This is a genomic window from [Flexibacter] sp. ATCC 35103 (assembly GCF_001975985.1).
Taxonomy (GTDB): domain Bacteria; phylum Bacteroidota; class Bacteroidia; order Flavobacteriales; family Flavobacteriaceae; genus Flavobacterium.
Genome location: NZ_MTQF01000005.1, coordinates 102,824 through 120,146, shown reverse-complemented (window position 1 = coordinate 120,146; position 17,323 = coordinate 102,824). Strand labels below are relative to the sequence as shown.

Annotated in this window: 19 protein-coding genes; 11 read left to right on the top strand and 8 right to left on the bottom strand. The window is 31.1% G+C overall.

Features of this window, described 5'->3' with window-relative positions; genetic code table 11:
- Positions 1-179 precede the first annotated feature (179 nt).
- A complete protein-coding gene (locus tag BXU01_RS11670; protein WP_083693379.1) occupies positions 180-725 on the top strand; it encodes a hypothetical protein in 546 nt (181 codons plus the stop codon).
- A gap of 223 nt (positions 726-948) precedes the next feature.
- Here the strand turns inward: BXU01_RS11670 and BXU01_RS11665 are convergent, their stop codons facing one another.
- A complete protein-coding gene (locus tag BXU01_RS11665; protein WP_255373750.1) occupies positions 949-1,377 on the bottom strand; it encodes a hypothetical protein in 429 nt (142 codons plus the stop codon).
- A gap of 13 nt (positions 1,378-1,390) precedes the next feature.
- A complete protein-coding gene (locus BXU01_RS11660; protein WP_056245030.1) occupies positions 1,391-1,834 on the bottom strand; it encodes a nucleoside deaminase in 444 nt (147 codons plus the stop codon).
- A 62-nt stretch (positions 1,835-1,896) separates the two neighbouring features.
- Between BXU01_RS11660 and BXU01_RS11655 the strand changes: the two genes are divergently transcribed.
- Genes BXU01_RS11655 through BXU01_RS11645 form a run of 3 tightly spaced genes read left to right on the top strand, consistent with a single transcriptional unit; the run spans position 1,897 to position 5,623 of the window.
- On the top strand, positions 1,897-2,739 hold the full coding sequence (locus BXU01_RS11655) for an energy transducer TonB (protein ID WP_083693378.1): 843 nt from the start codon (positions 1,897-1,899) through the stop codon (positions 2,737-2,739).
- A 60-nt stretch (positions 2,740-2,799) separates the two neighbouring features.
- A complete protein-coding gene (locus tag BXU01_RS11650; RefSeq protein ID WP_083693377.1) occupies positions 2,800-4,587 on the top strand; it encodes a 1-deoxy-D-xylulose-5-phosphate synthase in 1,788 nt (595 codons plus the stop codon).
- Positions 4,588-4,621: 34 nt separating this feature from the next.
- Positions 4,622-5,623: a DUF3078 domain-containing protein gene (locus BXU01_RS11645; RefSeq protein WP_083693376.1), complete on the top strand. Its 1,002-nt coding sequence runs from the start codon at positions 4,622-4,624 to the stop codon at positions 5,621-5,623.
- A gap of 83 nt (positions 5,624-5,706) precedes the next feature.
- Here BXU01_RS11645 and BXU01_RS11640 read toward each other — a convergent pair whose 3' ends face one another.
- The 4 genes from BXU01_RS11640 to BXU01_RS11625 all read right to left on the bottom strand — a co-directional run bounded on the left by BXU01_RS11640 (position 5,707) and on the right by BXU01_RS11625 (position 9,029).
- On the bottom strand, positions 5,707-7,053 hold the full coding sequence (locus BXU01_RS11640; protein ID WP_083693375.1) for a deoxyguanosinetriphosphate triphosphohydrolase: 1,347 nt from the start codon (positions 7,051-7,053) through the stop codon (positions 5,707-5,709).
- Positions 7,054-7,485: 432 nt separating this feature from the next.
- Positions 7,486-7,953, bottom strand: a complete 468-nt coding sequence (locus BXU01_RS11635; protein WP_165689782.1) for a helix-turn-helix domain-containing protein — start codon at positions 7,951-7,953, stop codon at positions 7,486-7,488.
- Positions 7,954-7,955: 2 nt separating this feature from the next.
- On the bottom strand, positions 7,956-8,471 hold the full coding sequence (locus BXU01_RS11630; RefSeq protein ID WP_083693373.1) for a hypothetical protein: 516 nt from the start codon (positions 8,469-8,471) through the stop codon (positions 7,956-7,958).
- A gap of 231 nt (positions 8,472-8,702) precedes the next feature.
- Complete coding sequence (locus BXU01_RS11625) at positions 8,703-9,029, bottom strand: hypothetical protein (RefSeq protein WP_255373749.1); 327 nt, start codon at positions 9,027-9,029, stop codon at positions 8,703-8,705.
- Between the two features lie 227 nt (positions 9,030-9,256).
- Here BXU01_RS11625 and BXU01_RS11620 point away from each other — a divergent pair, with 227 nt between their 5' ends.
- The 5 genes from BXU01_RS11620 to BXU01_RS11600 all read left to right on the top strand — a co-directional run bounded on the left by BXU01_RS11620 (position 9,257) and on the right by BXU01_RS11600 (position 12,141).
- Positions 9,257-9,679: a helix-turn-helix domain-containing protein gene (locus BXU01_RS11620; protein ID WP_083693371.1), complete on the top strand. Its 423-nt coding sequence runs from the start codon at positions 9,257-9,259 to the stop codon at positions 9,677-9,679.
- 158 nt (positions 9,680-9,837) lie between these two features.
- A complete protein-coding gene (locus tag BXU01_RS11615; protein ID WP_083693370.1) occupies positions 9,838-10,176 on the top strand; it encodes a hypothetical protein in 339 nt (112 codons plus the stop codon).
- Positions 10,100-10,576 (top strand): hypothetical protein, encoded by a 477-nt coding sequence (locus BXU01_RS11610; protein WP_083693369.1) that lies wholly within the window; start codon positions 10,100-10,102, stop codon positions 10,574-10,576. The genes BXU01_RS11615 and BXU01_RS11610 overlap by 77 nt, the downstream gene beginning before the upstream one ends.
- On the top strand, positions 10,576-11,343 hold the full coding sequence (locus BXU01_RS11605) for a hypothetical protein (RefSeq protein ID WP_083693368.1): 768 nt from the start codon (positions 10,576-10,578) through the stop codon (positions 11,341-11,343). The genes BXU01_RS11610 and BXU01_RS11605 overlap by 1 nt, the downstream gene beginning before the upstream one ends.
- 246 nt (positions 11,344-11,589) lie before the next feature.
- Complete coding sequence (locus BXU01_RS11600) at positions 11,590-12,141, top strand: hypothetical protein (RefSeq protein WP_123774024.1); 552 nt, start codon at positions 11,590-11,592, stop codon at positions 12,139-12,141.
- 100 nt (positions 12,142-12,241) lie between these two features.
- Here BXU01_RS11600 and BXU01_RS11595 read toward each other — a convergent pair whose 3' ends face one another.
- Both BXU01_RS11595 and BXU01_RS11590 read right to left on the bottom strand, forming a co-directional pair.
- Complete coding sequence (locus BXU01_RS11595) at positions 12,242-12,823, bottom strand: outer membrane beta-barrel protein (RefSeq protein WP_083693366.1); 582 nt, start codon at positions 12,821-12,823, stop codon at positions 12,242-12,244.
- A 208-nt stretch (positions 12,824-13,031) separates the two neighbouring features.
- Positions 13,032-13,613 carry an outer membrane beta-barrel protein gene (locus BXU01_RS11590; RefSeq protein WP_083693365.1) on the bottom strand — a complete coding sequence of 194 codons (582 nt, stop codon included), beginning with the start codon at positions 13,611-13,613 and terminating at the stop codon, positions 13,032-13,034.
- A 145-nt stretch (positions 13,614-13,758) separates the two neighbouring features.
- On the opposite strand from BXU01_RS11590, the gene gldA reads away from it, so the two are divergent.
- Positions 13,759-14,655, top strand: coding sequence for a gliding motility-associated ABC transporter ATP-binding subunit GldA (gldA, locus tag BXU01_RS11585; protein ID WP_083693364.1), 897 nt, complete (start codon positions 13,759-13,761; stop codon positions 14,653-14,655).
- 503 nt (positions 14,656-15,158) lie between these two features.
- Positions 15,159-17,282, top strand: coding sequence for a TonB-dependent receptor domain-containing protein (locus tag BXU01_RS11580; protein ID WP_083693363.1), 2,124 nt, complete (start codon positions 15,159-15,161; stop codon positions 17,280-17,282).
- Positions 17,283-17,323: the final 41 nt, after the last annotated feature.

The following is a 17,323-nucleotide window of genomic DNA, read 5'->3' as shown; positions in this document are numbered from 1 at the left end:
TCGATTTACCGTTGTAAGCGATAATAGCAAATTACAAATAAAACTATGATAAATGTAAAATATTTTCTTCTTCCTTTAAGAAGAAAATTCTCTAACAATAATTATTTAACTTTTGTTGAAGTTTTGCATGAAATCAAACAATAAATGTATTATATTTCGTACGCTTTAATTTTTATATGATGTCAAACAATTCACAAAAATATTCCTCCGAAAATGAATTTATTATAAGAAATAAAAAATTTGTAATTAATAGTCTATTGGTATTAACCTTTTTAATTTCTTTATTATTTATGGATTTTTATTTACTACCAAAGACTAAAACCAAAGACATTCTTATTTCTTATTCAACTAATAGAGCAAGAAAAAGCAGACAAGGTAAAGACAAGGAAATCGTTTCATATAACTACTACACTAAAAAAGGACACTCTTTTTCAACCAAAAATTTCCTTATAGAGGAAAATGAAATAGAAATTGAATATTCATTTTTATTAAAAATTGTTTCAGAAGTTAAATCAAAAGATGAAGATTATTCGAAATATCTAGTTAATGGTTTAAATCCTAACGGAATCCACATTTATTCTTGTACTGTACTTCTTCTTTCAATAGCAATAAGTCTAAAAATACTGATGCTAAAAAAAGGTTGTTCTGAAAATACATTTTATAATATTATCTGTTTTAACGGATTCATCTTATTTATATGCCTTTACATGGCGTATTTATTCTAATACAACAAAAGCAAAATTATTAAAGTAACTTTCCAAGTTTAGATAACATCTCATCCAGCTCAGTAAAATGTTCTTGAGAATTTGTCGCGTAAAACATTTGGTTACCACCCATAATTACAATGACATCATCATCATGGTTTCCATAAAATTTAATTCCCTCTAGCCATTGTTTAAATGACACTGCTTTGACTGAGAAATTTTTGATGATAAAATCCAGATCGTGCTATTCTAATTCATAAAATGTATTACCAGGAAATTGCAATCCAAAACCTGCCTGAAGAAACGCCATTGCAGTAAAAAATTCAGTTAAAGATTCTGTTTCGAGATACCAGTCTTTTTCATTTTCGCTCATATAAACCGGCGGATCAGGTTTCGATAAATCATTTTTATGGATTCCCCAAACGCATGCTTTTTGATTTTCAGAATAAAATATCAAATAATCATCATGTTTATAATATTGAAAACGCTCCGGTACAATCAATAGATCCTGAGTATGATTCAGATTTTCAATTTTACCCAATTCAGTATAGTAATCAATAAAGACTTTAGGAAGTTCTCCAAATATATCTTTCACAACCTGAATTTCATTTTCGATAAAACCATTAGGTTCAGTTATACCAAAAAGCTTTTTTATTATTGAAAAATCTGTCATGCTATCTGAGTCATTATTTACGTCTTTCAACAAAAAAACGCTTCATTAAATCGGCAGCTTCATTTGCCATAATTCCTGAAACCACAGTTGTTTTAGGATGCAATTTTGTTCCCATTGTCATAAAGCCGCGTTGTTCGTCGCGGGCGCCAAAAACAATTTTCGAAATCTGGCTCCAATACAAAGCACCCGCGCACATTTGGCAAGGTTCAAGCGTGACATACAAAGTACAATCCTTCAAATATTTTCCGCCTAGAAAGTTAGCAGCGGCTGTTATTGATTGCATTTCGGCGTGCGCCGTAACATCATTTAAAAGTTCAGTTAAATTATGACTACTTGCAATTACTCTGTCAGCAACAACAATTATGGCTCCAACAGGAATTTCGCCTTTCTCAAAAGCTATTTCAGCTTCCTGCAAAGCCTTTTTCATAAAATATTCGTCGGTGAAGGGGTTTATCATAATTGCAAAAATAAGGTTTTCATACTTATTTTTTATTACATTTAAATTCTGATATTCAAAAAATGGAAAGAAATTTTAAATTGACGATTCCTGAACCCTGCCATGAAAACTGGGATAAAATGAACCCTAAAGATAATGGGCGTTTTTGTTTAAGTTGCTCTAAAACTGTCGTTGATTTTACAACGATGTTACCAAATGAAATTCAGCATTTTTTCATTCAAAATCACGACAAGAAAATCTGCGGAAGATTTAAAAATGAACAATTAGAAAGTATAATTATTCAAATTCCGAATCGGATTTTATATACTCAAACGCAGTATCATAAGATGTTTTTACTCGCTTTATTTATTGCGATGGGAACAACTTTATTTAGTTGTGCTGATAAAGATGGAAACAAAAATAGAATTGATAAAATCGAGATCGTTGACAATTCAACGCAAAATCAAGATGAAAATGAGGCTGTTTCCTCCTGTTATGGACATCAAATCGAATCTAAAAAACAAAAGCCTAAAAACCCTGATTATAGCTACAGTTTTACAACCGGAATAGCAATTCCTGCTAATTTAATAGAAACTGGGAGCTTCAAGTATCATATTATATACAATTCAACAGATTTGGATGTTTTACCTGTTCCCGAAAACGGAATGAAAAAGTTCTATGATTTTTTTACCAAAAATTATGTCGCCCCAAACAAAACAGAAAAGTATAAAGGAAAAGTATTCGTTGTATTTGTTGTTGAAGAAGATGGCAGTTTGAGTAATTTTAACATCGCTAAAAATACTCCAAAAGAAATAGGAGAAGAAGTTATTAGAGTTTTAAAAACAGCGCCGAACTGGATTCCTGGGAAACTGAATAATGCAACTGTTCGTTCTTCTTATACTTTACCAATTACAATTGAAAAGTAAAACAGTAGTAATTGAACCTTACGTTAAATTTAAAACCGTAAATTTGCTTTTTACCTTACAATGAGAAGCAATTTACTTTCAAACATATACAATCCAGCTGATTTACGCTCATTAACCGAAGCGCAACTTCCTCAAATTGCCCAAGAATTACGTCAGTTTATTATAGATGTTGTTTCTGTCAAAGAAGGACATTTGGGCTCGAGTTTAGGCGTAATCGAATTGACAATTGCTTTGCATTATGTCTTTAATACGCCAGAAGATCAATTAGTTTGGGATGTTGGACATCAGGCTTACGGACACAAAATCCTGACCGAAAGAAGAGAAATTTTTCATACCAACAGGCAAATCGATGGCATATCCGGTTTCCCTAAAAGAAGCGAAAGTATTTATGATACTTTTGGTGTTGGACATTCCTCTACTTCTATTTCTGCCGCACTTGGAATGGCAATTGCATCTCAATTAAAAGGCGATTTCAACAAACAACATATTGCAGTTATTGGCGATGCTTCTATCGCATCCGGAATGGCATTTGAAGGCCTGAATCATGCCGGAGTAACTGATGCCAACTTATTGGTTATTTTGAATGATAATGCAATTGGGATTGACCCAAGTGTAGGCGCACTTAAAAAATATCTTACTGCTGTAAAAGAAGGTAAGAATCCCAGACAGAATAACATGATAAAGTCTCTGAATTTTGATTATTCGGGACCAATTGACGGTAATGATATTTTTGCTTTAATTAAAGAATTGAACCGTTTAAAAAACATAAAAGGACCTAAATTCCTGCATATTGTAACCACAAAAGGAAAAGGCCTGCAACAAGCTGAAGAAAATCAGGTAAAATATCATGCACCTGGCAAATTTGATGCTTCAACCGGAGAAATTCATTTAAAATCTGAAGAGAATTTACCTCCAAAATATCAGGATGTTTTTGGGTTGACGATTTTAGATTTAGCCAGAAAAAACGAAAAAATTATCGGAATCACGCCAGCCATGCCATCAGGAAGTTCATTAAAGTTTATGATGGATGAAATTCCGGAACGTGCTTTTGATGTTGGTATTGCTGAGCAACACGCCGTAACGCTTGCTGCCGGAATGGCAACGCAAGGCATGATAGTGTATTGCAACATTTATTCTACTTTTCTGCAACGTGCCTATGATCAGGTTATTCATGATGTGGCGTTACAAAATTTACCTGTTATTTTTTGTTTAGACAGAGCGGGTTTGGTTGGTGAAGATGGTGCAACGCATCATGGCGTTTTTGATATTGCCTATTTACGGGCAATTCCTAATATGATTATCTATGCACCAATTAATGAAATTGAGTTACAAAACATTTTATATACAGCTCAATTAGGATTAAATCATCCAATCGCGATTCGATATCCAAGAGGTCGGGGCGTTCTGCCAAAATGGGAAGTAGAAAATTTCGGACATTATGAGAAAATAAATATTGGTGAAGGAAAGTGCTTAAAATCCGGAACAAAGACTGCTGTTTTATCTACCGGAACTATCGCAAATAATGTGACTTTGGCAATTGCTGAATCCCGGGATCCGGAAGCGATTGCACACTACAACTTTTCTTTTATTAAACCACTAGATATCAAATTATTAAATGATATATTTTCTAATTTCGAAAGTATAATAACGATTGAAGACGCAACCATAAATGGCGGTTTTGGAAGCGCAGTTTTAGAGTTTGGAGCCCTAAATAATTTCAAAAATAAAGTACAAATTTTAGGTGTTCCCGATGTGTTTATTGAGCACGGAACGGTAAATCAGTTACAACAATTATGTAAGATTGACGTTAAAAGTTTGATAAATCTTTTTTCTAACGATACAAAATAATTATTTTGCACCACCAAAAAAAACTGAAATCATAATGAATTTATTGCGTTCTACCCTTTTGCTTCTATTGCTTTTGTGTACCTCACATAACTTTGCCCAAATTATACAAACGACTTTAGCCCCAAACGAATTACCGCCACCGCCATCAAACTGGACCAAGAAAAACCAAGTAGGTTTTGATATTTCAGAAATTGCCTTTGTTAACTGGAGCGCCGGGGGAACAAGTTCGATTTCAGGTTTGTTTAAAGGCGAATTTACAAGAACTTTTATAAAAGGAAATCATAAATGGGTAAATGAACTTATTGTAAAGTATGGTTTAAATAAACAAGACGGTACTGAGCTTAGAAAAACTGATGATGCCGTTTTGCTGAATTCAACTTATGGATTCAGAAAAGATTCGCTTTCAAATTGGTATTATTCGGCTAAATTTAACTTCAATACGCAATTTACAGACGGTTATAATTACCCAAATAGAGATATTGCAATCTCTAAACCTTTTGCACCGGCGTATGTATTTTTAGGAGCTGGAGCTGAATACTCGGATAAAAAGAAAAATCAAACATTTTATTTCTCTCCTATTACTTTAAAAACGACTTTGGTTTTAGATCAAACCTTAGCAGATCAAGGATCTTTTGGTGTTAAAAAAGCGGTTTATATGACAGATCCTTTAGATCCGAATAATAAAATTCTAATCGAAAACGGACAGAAAGTAAAAGCCGAATTTGGTATTTTATTAACCGGATATATGAAAAGTGAGATTTACAAAAACATTTTCTACGAAAACAGATTAAGTTTATATACAGACTATTTAAATAAGTTTGGTAACGTCGACGTAGATTATGATACTCGTTTAGATCTGGTTGTGAATGCTTATGTAAAAGCAAATATTGGGATTCATCTGGTTTATGATGATGATATCAAAACTAAAGTCGATGTTGTTGACCCTGTTACAGGATCTACTTCTCAGGTAAACGACGGACCAAGAGCGCAGTTAAGACAAGTTTTAGGCGTAGGTTTAGTTTACGCTTTTCAATAAATAGCTCGATATTGAGCAAAAAATAACCCATAAAATATAGTTTTATGGGTTATTTTTTTGAGATCAACTAAAATTAAGGTCTATTAATTTTTCTTTCTTCCGTTAATGGTTTCGAATAATTCTAACGCATTTCCGTCTGTTAGCAACGAAACATAATGACAAATATGAAGTAAACGTTCGTATAAATTTTCTTTTTCTAATTGATGCTTTTCCGGCAACATTTTCAAAATTAGCTTATCATAGTTTGATGCCATTCCTTCATTTTTATTATTAAATGCCGTTATAAATTTATCTAATAAAGTCTGGATGATTTCATAACCCACAATTTCTTTCTCGATAACCTCGCGGCTTTGATAGATTTTTTCAACACTTAAATTGATAATATCATTCATCTGTGCTTTATATTTACTCTTATCTGTTAAAGCAAAAGGAAATTTTCCCGCCAGAATAGCTTCTTCATTTTCAATAAAAACATCAACAGCATCATTAATCAAAGCGCCAATAGCCAAAGCACGCAAATAACTAATTCTGTCTTCTTTTGTTTCTAACAGTTTATATTTAGAAACGCCAATATTATCTTTTACCAGCTTAATAAGATATTCTAAAGCATAATCTTCAGATACAAGGCCTAAATTTATTCCGTCTTCAAAATCAATAATAGTATAGCAAATATCATCTGCAGCTTCAACAAGATAAGCTAGAGGATGTCTTTCGTAACCAATATCGTCTCCTGATTTATTGGCGATCATTCCCATATCTTTTGCTACTTCTTCAAAAAACGATTTATCAGTCTGAAAGAAACCGTATTTTTTATCTGCAATATCATTTGTTGGCTTTTTTGGTAAACTCTCTTTTGGATATTTCATAAAAGCTCCTAAAGTAGCGTACGAAATTCGAAGTCCGCCTTCGATTCCCGGGCGACTTGCCGTCAGTACTGAAAACCCGTTTGCATTACCTTCAAAATCAATTAAATCCTGCCATTGTTTGGCTGTTAAGTGATCTTTATATTTTAATCCTTTTCCTATCGAAAAATATTCTCCAATTGCTTTTTCGCCAGAATGTCCAAATGGCGGATTCCCAATATCGTGTGCCAAAGAAGCTGCAGCTACAATGGCACCAAAATCATTCATATGATAGCCGTGAATTTCTTTTAGATGCGGATATTTCTCAATTATTTTTTTACCAACTAAACGTCCCAAAGAACGACCAACGACAGAAACTTCTAAACTGTGGGTAAGTCTTGTATGAACAAAATCGGTTTTAGAAAGCGGAATAACCTGTGTTTTATCCTGTAATGATCGAAACGCTGCCGAAAAAATAATCCTGTCATAATCAACCTCAAAACCTAATCTGGTGTCATCTTGTTCTACACGTAATCTTTTGCTTGTATCGCCTTGGCGTTTGAGTGATAAAAGTTGTTCCCAGTTCATTTTGATATTTTAGATTGTAGATTAACGATTTTAGATTATTGATCTAAAACGTCAAAAATACATTTTATTTTAGGATAATATTGTATAAAACATGCCACAGATTAATTTGATCAAATGTTTTATTTACCACGAATTTCTACAATTTTACACAAATCATTGTGTTTAAATTAATTCGTGAAAATTGGTAGAAATTCGTGAAAAAAAATATTAAAACTCCAGAGCTGTACTATGCTTGATTTCTCCCATTACAAAAATACTGTTCGTGTTTCCTATGTTTTCTATTGTAGATAATTTTTGTTTATTATGTCAACTGGTGAGGTCGAAGTTGTTGTAGTTATTAATTAATTTCGACTTTACTCTGTTGGCTTTTTTATGTTTTTTTGAAAAAGAAAAATTATTATTCAAAAAAAGAATTTGAAAAAACTACTAATTTTATATTCCGACTAGATTACGATAATCGAATTTTTTATAGTATTCTACGTTTTCTTTCTCTTTATTTAACTCTATTAACTCATTCTTTACTTCAACTCTATACCATTGCTCAGGCTTTGTATGAGAAAATGTACTTAGCTTTAGAACTAATTTAGCATTTAGCTTTCTTTCTCCTGAAAGATATTTATGTAGATTGCTGTCTCGCATTTCAAAATAGGCAGCCAATTCTTTCTTCGTTAGATCAAGTGCTTTAAGATACATTTTTACAAAATCAAGAATTTTTAAAACTTCGCTATTTTCACTTTCATCCTGAATATAATCTTCTAGTTTATATTGAATAGAAAGTAATCGATTAGTTAATATTTGTTCTTTAGATTGAGTAGCAGAATGAGCCAATATCGCTTTTTTTAATTCCACTTTCTTCTTATCATTCCAAATATCTTCAATTTGAATTTCTTTAGTTTTCATATTCATTGATTTAAAAATTCATTTATTAATTTCTGACCTCCTTCTGGTGGAATAATCATAGAGGTATCTCCATATTTAAAAGCATTATATTTTGTAGAATATAATGTCATTAACTTAATTTCGTCTTTTTTGTCTTCTTCCAAAACATCAAATGCTAAATAGCCTTCAAAATCACCTTCTCCTTTTGCAAAACTTAACCTGCAGGCATATGCAATCAAACAACCTGCAATATTATCATACTTTTTTACCGTTCCTTTATTATGAGGTGCAATTTCAACATAAGCCATATAAGGTTCCATCTTTTCTTTCATTTCAAAAATCAAACAGCCTTCAATTTTTTCAGAAGTTTCTTCAGATACCAAAATATATGTTTCAAAACCCTTCTTTTTTGAGTGCTTGTTAAAATTAAATCTCCAGCCATTAGCTACTGACGGTAATTCTAATTTTAATAATCTCGAATCTGAAATTTTAGCATTAACCAAAACATTACCTTCTATTTTTAATATTTTTACATTCATTTAAGCTAAATTTTCATTACACAAATATAAGCAAAATTATACAAATTGTATAATTTTATATGATTTGTCTTGTTACTACAAATCTTAATGTACAACTTGTAACTTCTTGATAAAACACAAGAAATTCACAAATTGCAAGGTTTACTTCTTTATGTTCATTATTAGCACTATTTCTCAGAACTATCATCGTTATTCAAGATTCAAGTGAAATGCTTGTATTAAACCGGGATTTTACGAATCTGTAATAACCAATTGATTGATTTTACTTAACAGCTCAAATTCTTCCAAAGGAAACATTTCAAGTACCATTTCTAAAATCAGTGCCACATTAATAGAACTTTTGTTTGTGTCTAAAATTTTCTGTTTATCCTGATCAAGCGTCAAAACACACATTTTTAGCATATTGGTTATAACACAGCCAAGCTCATAATAATCCAGCATTTTTATTTGAGCCGTATACAATTCTGATTTATCATCCCGTTTTAAGGTGTTGAAATACGGAGCAATTATTTTTTTTAGATTCTCGTTTTGTTTGATTTCATGTATTCCCATAATCATTCTGTTTTTTTTGATTTGTGTTATTAACTTAAATGTCCGACTATTGTAATCACTTACAGAATATCTCTTTTTTACTTATTCTGTATTAAAAATCGTACTTTTGTTTACGGCCGCAATTAACCTATAGATAATTGTAGTAGCAAACCAAAAGTGATTGTATATCACAATTGGCGATTGTATTTCACAAACCAGAAAAATTTTACAGAATTTTTAAATATCTTTGACTTATGAACACAACAGCAAAACCAAAACATATTGGCAGAAATATTAGCCGAATAAGAGAGCTTCGAGGCATGAAACAAGAAGCACTTGCGATTGCAATTGGTGTAAGCCAGCAATCTGTTTCTAATATTGAAGGAAGCGAAAATGTTGATGAAGAAAAACTAAATGCAATTGCTGAAGTTTTAGGTGTTTCTGCGGAAGCAATTAAAAATTATAATGATGAAACAGTTCTGAACAATATTCAAAATAATTATGAAGGAGCAGTGATTAATAGCGGACCAACAGCATCAGTTAATCACAATTGCACTTTCAATCCTTTAGACAAATTAATTGAAGCTTACGAAGAAAACAAAAAGCTTTACGAACGTTTGCTTCAAGCAGATAAAGAGAAAATTGAATATTTAGAAAATTTCATAAAAGGGAAATAATCTTTTATAAGATATATATTAATTACAAAAAGAGACTTTCGGGTCTCTTTTTTGTTTTAACACCAATTATGTTAATATATTAGATAACATTGCGTAAGAATTATTTTATATTTATTATTGCTAAAAATAAGTAATAACCTACAAAATATATACACGCCATGTTTGACAATTTTAATGATTTTACCAATTATAGTACTTTTACAAAAGATGACGATTTGGGACAATATACATCTTATGCAGCTTATAACAGAGATTTATTGCGAGTAGTCGATTTTTACGGACGAACTCCGTTTGATTGGTATAGAAATAAAATAACAGGACAAATAATCTGGCTTGACGGAAAAGCTGAAATTAATCACTATTCTAATTTAGGACATACTTGGGGGAAAACCTTTGGTAACGGTAACAGAATATTATTAGATGGTGAGACCAAAAAAATATATTATAACGGAGAAGTTCTTTATAATTTTAAGAAAAAAAAAATCCTCATTTTTTAGTGGAGGAATTGCATTTTCTGACGGAGGAGGTTTTCAAAATCCAAGTGCATTACCACGAGGCGGAAGAAATGTTACCTGGATTGATTTTGGAGGTTTATTTGAAGCCCTTACTACTATATTTGCATTTGAGGTAAGAGGCAATAAACCAAAAGGAAAAGGAACAAATGGCGGAAAACCAACACAGGAAGACAAAGTTGATGATTTTATAAATGCTGTTGATTTTGGGGCTAATGGAATAAAAGCAGCGAAATCTGCAATTGAAGAAGCAGATAAAAAAAGGAAAAATCCGGCTACGTCCCAAAAAATGGAATATATTCAGATTGTTAATGATCAAAACGATCCAAATAAAAATGAATATATAAGAAAAGACATTTATGAAAAACAACAAAAAAAGAAATAATGAAAAATAAAATAATATTAGTTACCACTTTTTTTATACTTCTTGTAGCATTAATTTTTTATTTTAAGCATGAGAAAGTACATACTTTGAAAGAATATAATCACTCTGGAAGTTTATCAGGTATTCAAGAATATGTTCTTAGAAATGGAGATACAATTTTTAATGGAAAATTTATTAATTATAACGAGAAGGGAATTAAAATAGCAGAAGGACAATTTTTAAATAATGAACCAAATGGTATTTGCTCATACTACTATGATAGTGGCAAAATAGAATGTGTTCATTACAGAAAAAATAGCAAAATCACTGAAGAAAGCTTTTTTTATAATCCTAAAGGCTTACTTGAAAAATATGTTATTTATGATGATTTTGGTAAATCTTCTTTTATTATCAGCTATGATGAAAAAGGTGTAAAAAAGTATAGTGGTTATCCAATGTTAGAAGTGTATCAACGTAAATTAACTCATAATAAGCTACATAATATTAAAAATGAGCAAGTCTTAAAAGTCGGCGACACATTAAAATATAAATATTTATTAGCAAATATCCCAAAAGCAAAACGTAGTCTTAAAATACAAAATACAAGTATTGACAATGAAAAAGTTAAAAGAATTATCACAAAGAAACCACCAATAGGAATTGATGTAGAAGAAATTATAACCAAAAAGGGGAAAAACAAAATTATAGCAATCGTTAAATACGAATTTGAGGATAAAATTACTCCAACACTTAAGGATACAATTTCTTTCGAAGTTAACGTGAATTGATATAGCTAGAAAAGAGAATGAATAGAAAATACAAAATAATATTACTATTAACTATTATAATACTAAGTTGTCTATTAGTGTTTTTTCATTTTAAAGATGAAAAAGTATATTCCTTAAAAGAATATAATCCCCGATACGAAACAAACAGATATATCTGAATATGTTATTAGAAATGGTGATACTATTTTTCATGGCAAATTTGTCCGTTATAATGAGAAAGGAAATAAAATAGCGGAAGGGAATTTTGTGAATGGACACATAAAAGGAAAAAGTATTTATTACTTTGATAATGGTATTAGAGAATCAATTCATTATAGGATAAATAGTAAGATTACAGAAGAAAGCATTTATAATTATCCAAATGGCAAGGTTATAAAATACCTTATGTACGATGATTTTGGAATACTTGATTTCTTAATTCGTTATGATAAACTTGGAAATATAAAAAGCTATGAAGGATTACCGCTAATAGAAATTCATCAATATAAAATCGCAAATCCTGAAGAGTTTAAAACAAAAATTGAGCAACATCTTAAAGTTGGAGACACCTTAAAACAGCAATATTTAATAGCTAATATTCCTAATGCTAAACGTAGCCTTAAAATTGAAAATTTAGATATAGACAATACAAAAGCTAAACGAACATTCAAAAAAACATCTCAAACAGGTATTGAAGTAAAAGAATTATTAATCAAAAAAGGAATTAATACAATAAGAGCTGTTGTTAAATATGAGTTTAATGATAAAGACAAAACAGTTATTAATGATACAATTTCTTTTAAGATTCAGGTAAATTAAGCAAAGATCACGCAACCTTTTATGAGAAGTATTCAGTACTAAAAACAAAAAAAGCATCAGCCACGGCTGATGCTTTTCTGAAATTGAATATAAACTAAGATTAGAAGTTTTTAGAAATTCCAATGTTAAGTGTTTGACCAAAGTTGAAGTAGAACTTACTGTAATCAGCACCGTTATTATCATAACTTAATGTTTCGTATCCTAAACCACCAATACTGAAGTTAAGACCAAAACCTTTTTTCATGTTGATAAAAAGAGCCGGAGTTATTCCTGTGTATAAACCGTTTGCATTACTCTCTGCAACAAGTGATCCATTCTGATAATTCTTGTCTTTTTGATTTTGAAAGCCAGCTCCAAGATCAGCAAAAACAGAAAAAGTCTCACTTAAAGGAACTGTATAACGTACAAATGCACCGTATTTGTAAGCATTAAATTTACCTTCTGCTCCTCCGTTATTAGTTTTTGAAGACTGAATCGTAAATTCAGCACCAACTGTCCAGTTATCATGAAACTGATAACCCGCTTTTGGAGAAAACTCAAACGTATTTGTTTTTGATTCAGCGATTGGCTGGTCATTTTTTTGAGAAGAATATCCGATGTTTCCACCAACTAAGATTGTCCCTTTTTGAGCATTTGCAAAGCTAAACGTAGCTAGTGCAAGAATAAGTAGCATTTTTTTCATATATAATATTTGTTTTAAATTTTATATATAGTCAACAACTAAAATACCAATATTGAAGCACAACCCATTTGATAACATTTTATTAAAGTAGAAAAAATAGTACAAATAGACATTAATAAGCCTGGTTAAAAATTTAAATCTTAATGCTAATCACAAAAAAAGCATCAGCCGTGGCTGATGCTTTTCTGAAATTGAATATAAACTAAGATTAGAAGTTTTTAGAAATTCCAATGTTAAGTGTTTGACCAAAGTTAAAGTAGAACTTACTGTAATCAGCACCGTTGTTATCATAACTTAATGTTTCGTATCCTAAACCACCAATACTGAAGTTAAGACCAAAACCTTTTTTCATGTTGATAAAAAGAGCTGGAGTTACACCAATATACATACCATCTGCAGTAGATCTTGCGTAAGCATTTCCTGGACCGTATTCTTTGTATTTTTGGTTTTGAAAACCTACACCCATATCAGCAAAAACAGCAAAAGTCTGGCTCAATGGCACAGAGTAACGTGCAAATGCTCCTAATTTGAATGCATTTGTTTTTTCTTCGATAGTTCCGTTATCTTGATTAGAAGATGCTACTGTAAATTCACCACCAATAGTCCAGTTATCAGTAAATTGGTAACCAACTTTAGGAGAAAAGCTAAATGTATTTGTTTTTTCTTCACTAAATCTAAATTCAGATTTTTCAGAAGTAAATGCGATGTTACCACCAACTAAGATTGTTCCTTTTTGTGCATTTGCAAAGCCAAAAGTAGCTAAAGCAAGAATAAGTAAAATTTTTTTCATTATAAATTATTTTTTAATTTAATACTCCTTTAACAATAACGGTGCCGTAGCTGTTGGTCTTTAAGTTTTTTTTATGATTTCTTTAAAAGATAAAAATGTAGCAATCGAGCGTATTTCTGTTTACTTTTGTAACAAATAAATATTCATGTCGATAGAAGTAAACAACATATCAAAAAGTTACGGAACTCAAAAAGCTCTAAATTCAATTTCTTTTTCTATTCAAAAAGGAGAAATCGTTGGATTTCTTGGTCCAAATGGAGCAGGAAAATCTACTTTAATGAAAATTTTGACCACATATTTATTGGCAGATAACGGCTCAGCCCTTGTAAATGGTCATGATGTCATGACAAATGCAAAAGCAGTTCAGCAATCTATTGGATATTTACCGGAGCATAATCCGTTGTATCTGGATTTGTATGTTCGTGAGTATTTGGCTTTTAATGCCGATGTTTATAAAGTTGCCAAATCAAGAATTGAAGAAGTTATCAAACTGACAGGACTGACACCGGAAAGCCATAAAAAAATTGGACAACTCTCTAAAGGATATCGCCAGCGTGTGGGACTTGCGAATGCTTTATTGCATAATCCGGATGTTTTAATCCTGGATGAGCCAACTACTGGATTGGACCCGAACCAGTTAATGGAAATACGTAACGTTATTAAAAATGTAGGGAAAGATAAAACCGTTTTTTTATCGACTCACATTATGCAGGAAGTTGAAGCAATTTGTGATCGTGTCATAATTATTGACAAAGGACAAATTGTTGCTGACAAAAAATTAGATCATTTAGTATCTGAAGATAAAGAACAAGTAATCGAGGTAGAATTTGACTATCAAATCGAAGAACAACTTTTAGCAAGGCTTGAAAACATTACTTCTTACAGAAATATTCATGATATGACTTGGGAATTAACTTTTGTTGCTGAAAAAGATATGCGTCCTGCAATTTTTGATTTTGCCAACGCAAATGGTTTAAAAACATTACAACTCAATCAAAAGAATAAAAACCTGGAAGCTGTTTTTAGAGAAATTACTAAATAAAGTCACAGTTTTCAGTCTCAGTTTCAGTTTCAGTTTTCATAAAAAAGCCAATTCTTTTTATTTTTTAAAGAATTGGCTTTTTTATGGTATATATTATTTGTGTGTCTAATTCTCCGGATGCAAAAAACCTTATATTTTTAGGGCTTTTATCTTAAAACTCTGCGTTTATTTATAATTTCTGATTTTTTGCTAAATCAGAAATTACTAGTTATCAAATTATTACATTTTTAGCATACAAATTTTAACTATTTTTATTTAGACTTGATATAAATAGTATTATATTTGAAAACTGAAACTTCAAATACCACTGTAATGTTTTCCGCACTCAGCTCAATCAAAATCTATCTTTCGAAGCTATTAAGCCGTTTTTTGCATCTCCGAAAAACACTTTCTGACAAATTGGAAAGTATTGTTTTAAAATAAAAAAGCTTCTTAAATAAATACGTTCGAATTCCATTCTACATTAAGACTCCTACTCCAACAAAAAATCAAATCCAGATATCATGAAGAATTTTTTAACATCTATTATGCTCGCATTTTCGGTCTACGGATATTCGCAGACAGAAAAAGAAACGGACAGTATTGTCGAAACTTCTATCAATGTTTTAGATGAAATAGTAATCACAAAAAAGAAAGTTTTATACACTCAAAAATCAGACAGATTAGTTTTTAATGTCGAAAATAGTATTGTTTCTGAAGGCGGAACTGCTTTAGATGTTTTATCGCGCGCTCCGGGAGTTGTAGTTTCTCAGGACGGCGAATTGTCTATTAGAGGGCAACAAGGTGTTGGTGTGATGATAAATGGAAAATTAACACAGCTTTCGCAAAAAGAACTGGCGAATTACTTAAAATCGACAACCTCATCTAATATCAAACAAATAGAAGTAATTACAAATCCTTCATCTAAATATGATGCAACCGGAAAAGCCGGAATTATTAATATCGTTTTAAAAAAACCAAATGCAGGCGGACTTAAAGGAACTGTTTTTACAAATTACGGACGAGGACGAAAAAACAGAACAAACTCTGGCGTAAATTTAAGTTACAACAAAGAAAAGTTTGGGGTTTACGGAAACTATAGCTACACTTTTAGAGGCGAAGAAGAGCGCAAAGAATTCGATCAAAATCAATATACGGATGCAACACGCCAAACTATTTCAACTAAAAATCATCAAACGGCAACTACTGATGAACCATTGACATCTAATAATTTTAAAGTAGGAACAACTTATGAGATTTCTCCTAAAACAAATTTAGAAGTGTATGTTGACGCAAAAATTGGTCGTTATCAAAATATTTCCAACGGTAGAAACACATTGCTTAATGACTTAGATCAGGTACAATTTGATGCTTCGACCTATAATAACAGCAAAGAAAAATGGAACGATTATACCTATGCTTTCTCCGGAGTTCATAAATTTAATACCGAAGGAAAAAATATTTCATTTGATTTTGAATATGAAACTTCAAAATTCAGATCGAATCAGTTTCAAAGTGCCACGAATATAGATGCTACAAGTACAGCTAATATTAATGACCGAAGAGGTTTTATCCCGTCTCAATTGAAGGTTTTTACCGGAAAAGTTGATTTTACCAATCCGCTAAAAGAAAAGCAGTCTATAGAATGGGGATTTAAAGCTAGTGTAAAAAACAATGATAATCCATCCGTTTATGAATACAACGAGAACAACCAGTGGATTATCGATCTTAATTCGACCAATCATTTTGAATACAAAGAGCAAATTTATGCTGCTTATGCGAACTATAAATATCAAATGGAAAAATTAAACATTCAGGGTGGTTTACGTTCAGAATATACGGCTATAAATATTTTACAGAAAACCTTAAATGAAGAGCATAAAGATGATTATCTAAAATGGTTTCCAAGTGTTTCCATGAAATATGAATTGAATAGTAATCACTCTTTACACGCATCATACAGTAAAAGAATTAACAGACCAAGTCAGTTCGATTTAAATCCGTTTCGTTTTTATGATGACTCTTTTAATTACTCACAAGGAAATCCAAATTTGGTTCCTGAAATCACACATTCAACAGAAATTGGATATGCCTGGAAAAGTACTTTTATGGCATCATTATACTTTAGTAAAACTAAAGATGTATTTACTGAAGTTTACGTCTACAATCCTGATAATAACACAACAGTAACCTCACAAATTAATGTTGATAAATCGTATAATTATGGTGCAAATATTACAAACACAAATGAAATTTATAAATGGTGGTCTGTAAACACGCTTTTTAATATTTTCGAAAATAAATTTATGGGCAATGTTGTGAACACGGACAAAATTGATCCAATTGTTACTTTGAATTTAAGCGTTCAAAACTCTTTTACCATAACAGAAAGCTGGAAAGCCGAAGCAAATGCACAATATCAATCGAAATCAAATCTGGGTATTTATGAAAGAGATCCTTTCTTTGATTTTAGTATCGGAATATCTAAACAGGTTCTTTCTAAGAAAGGCAATATCAAACTTAATATTACAGACATTTTTAATACCAATAATTTTCACATCAATTCAGTTTTAGCCCAAACAAATATCAATAAAAGATATGATCTTGATAATCGAATTGCTACAATAGCTTTTACGTATAGAATCTAATATTTGGATCTTTAGTTTCCTTGTTTTTTGTTTTTTTTTGA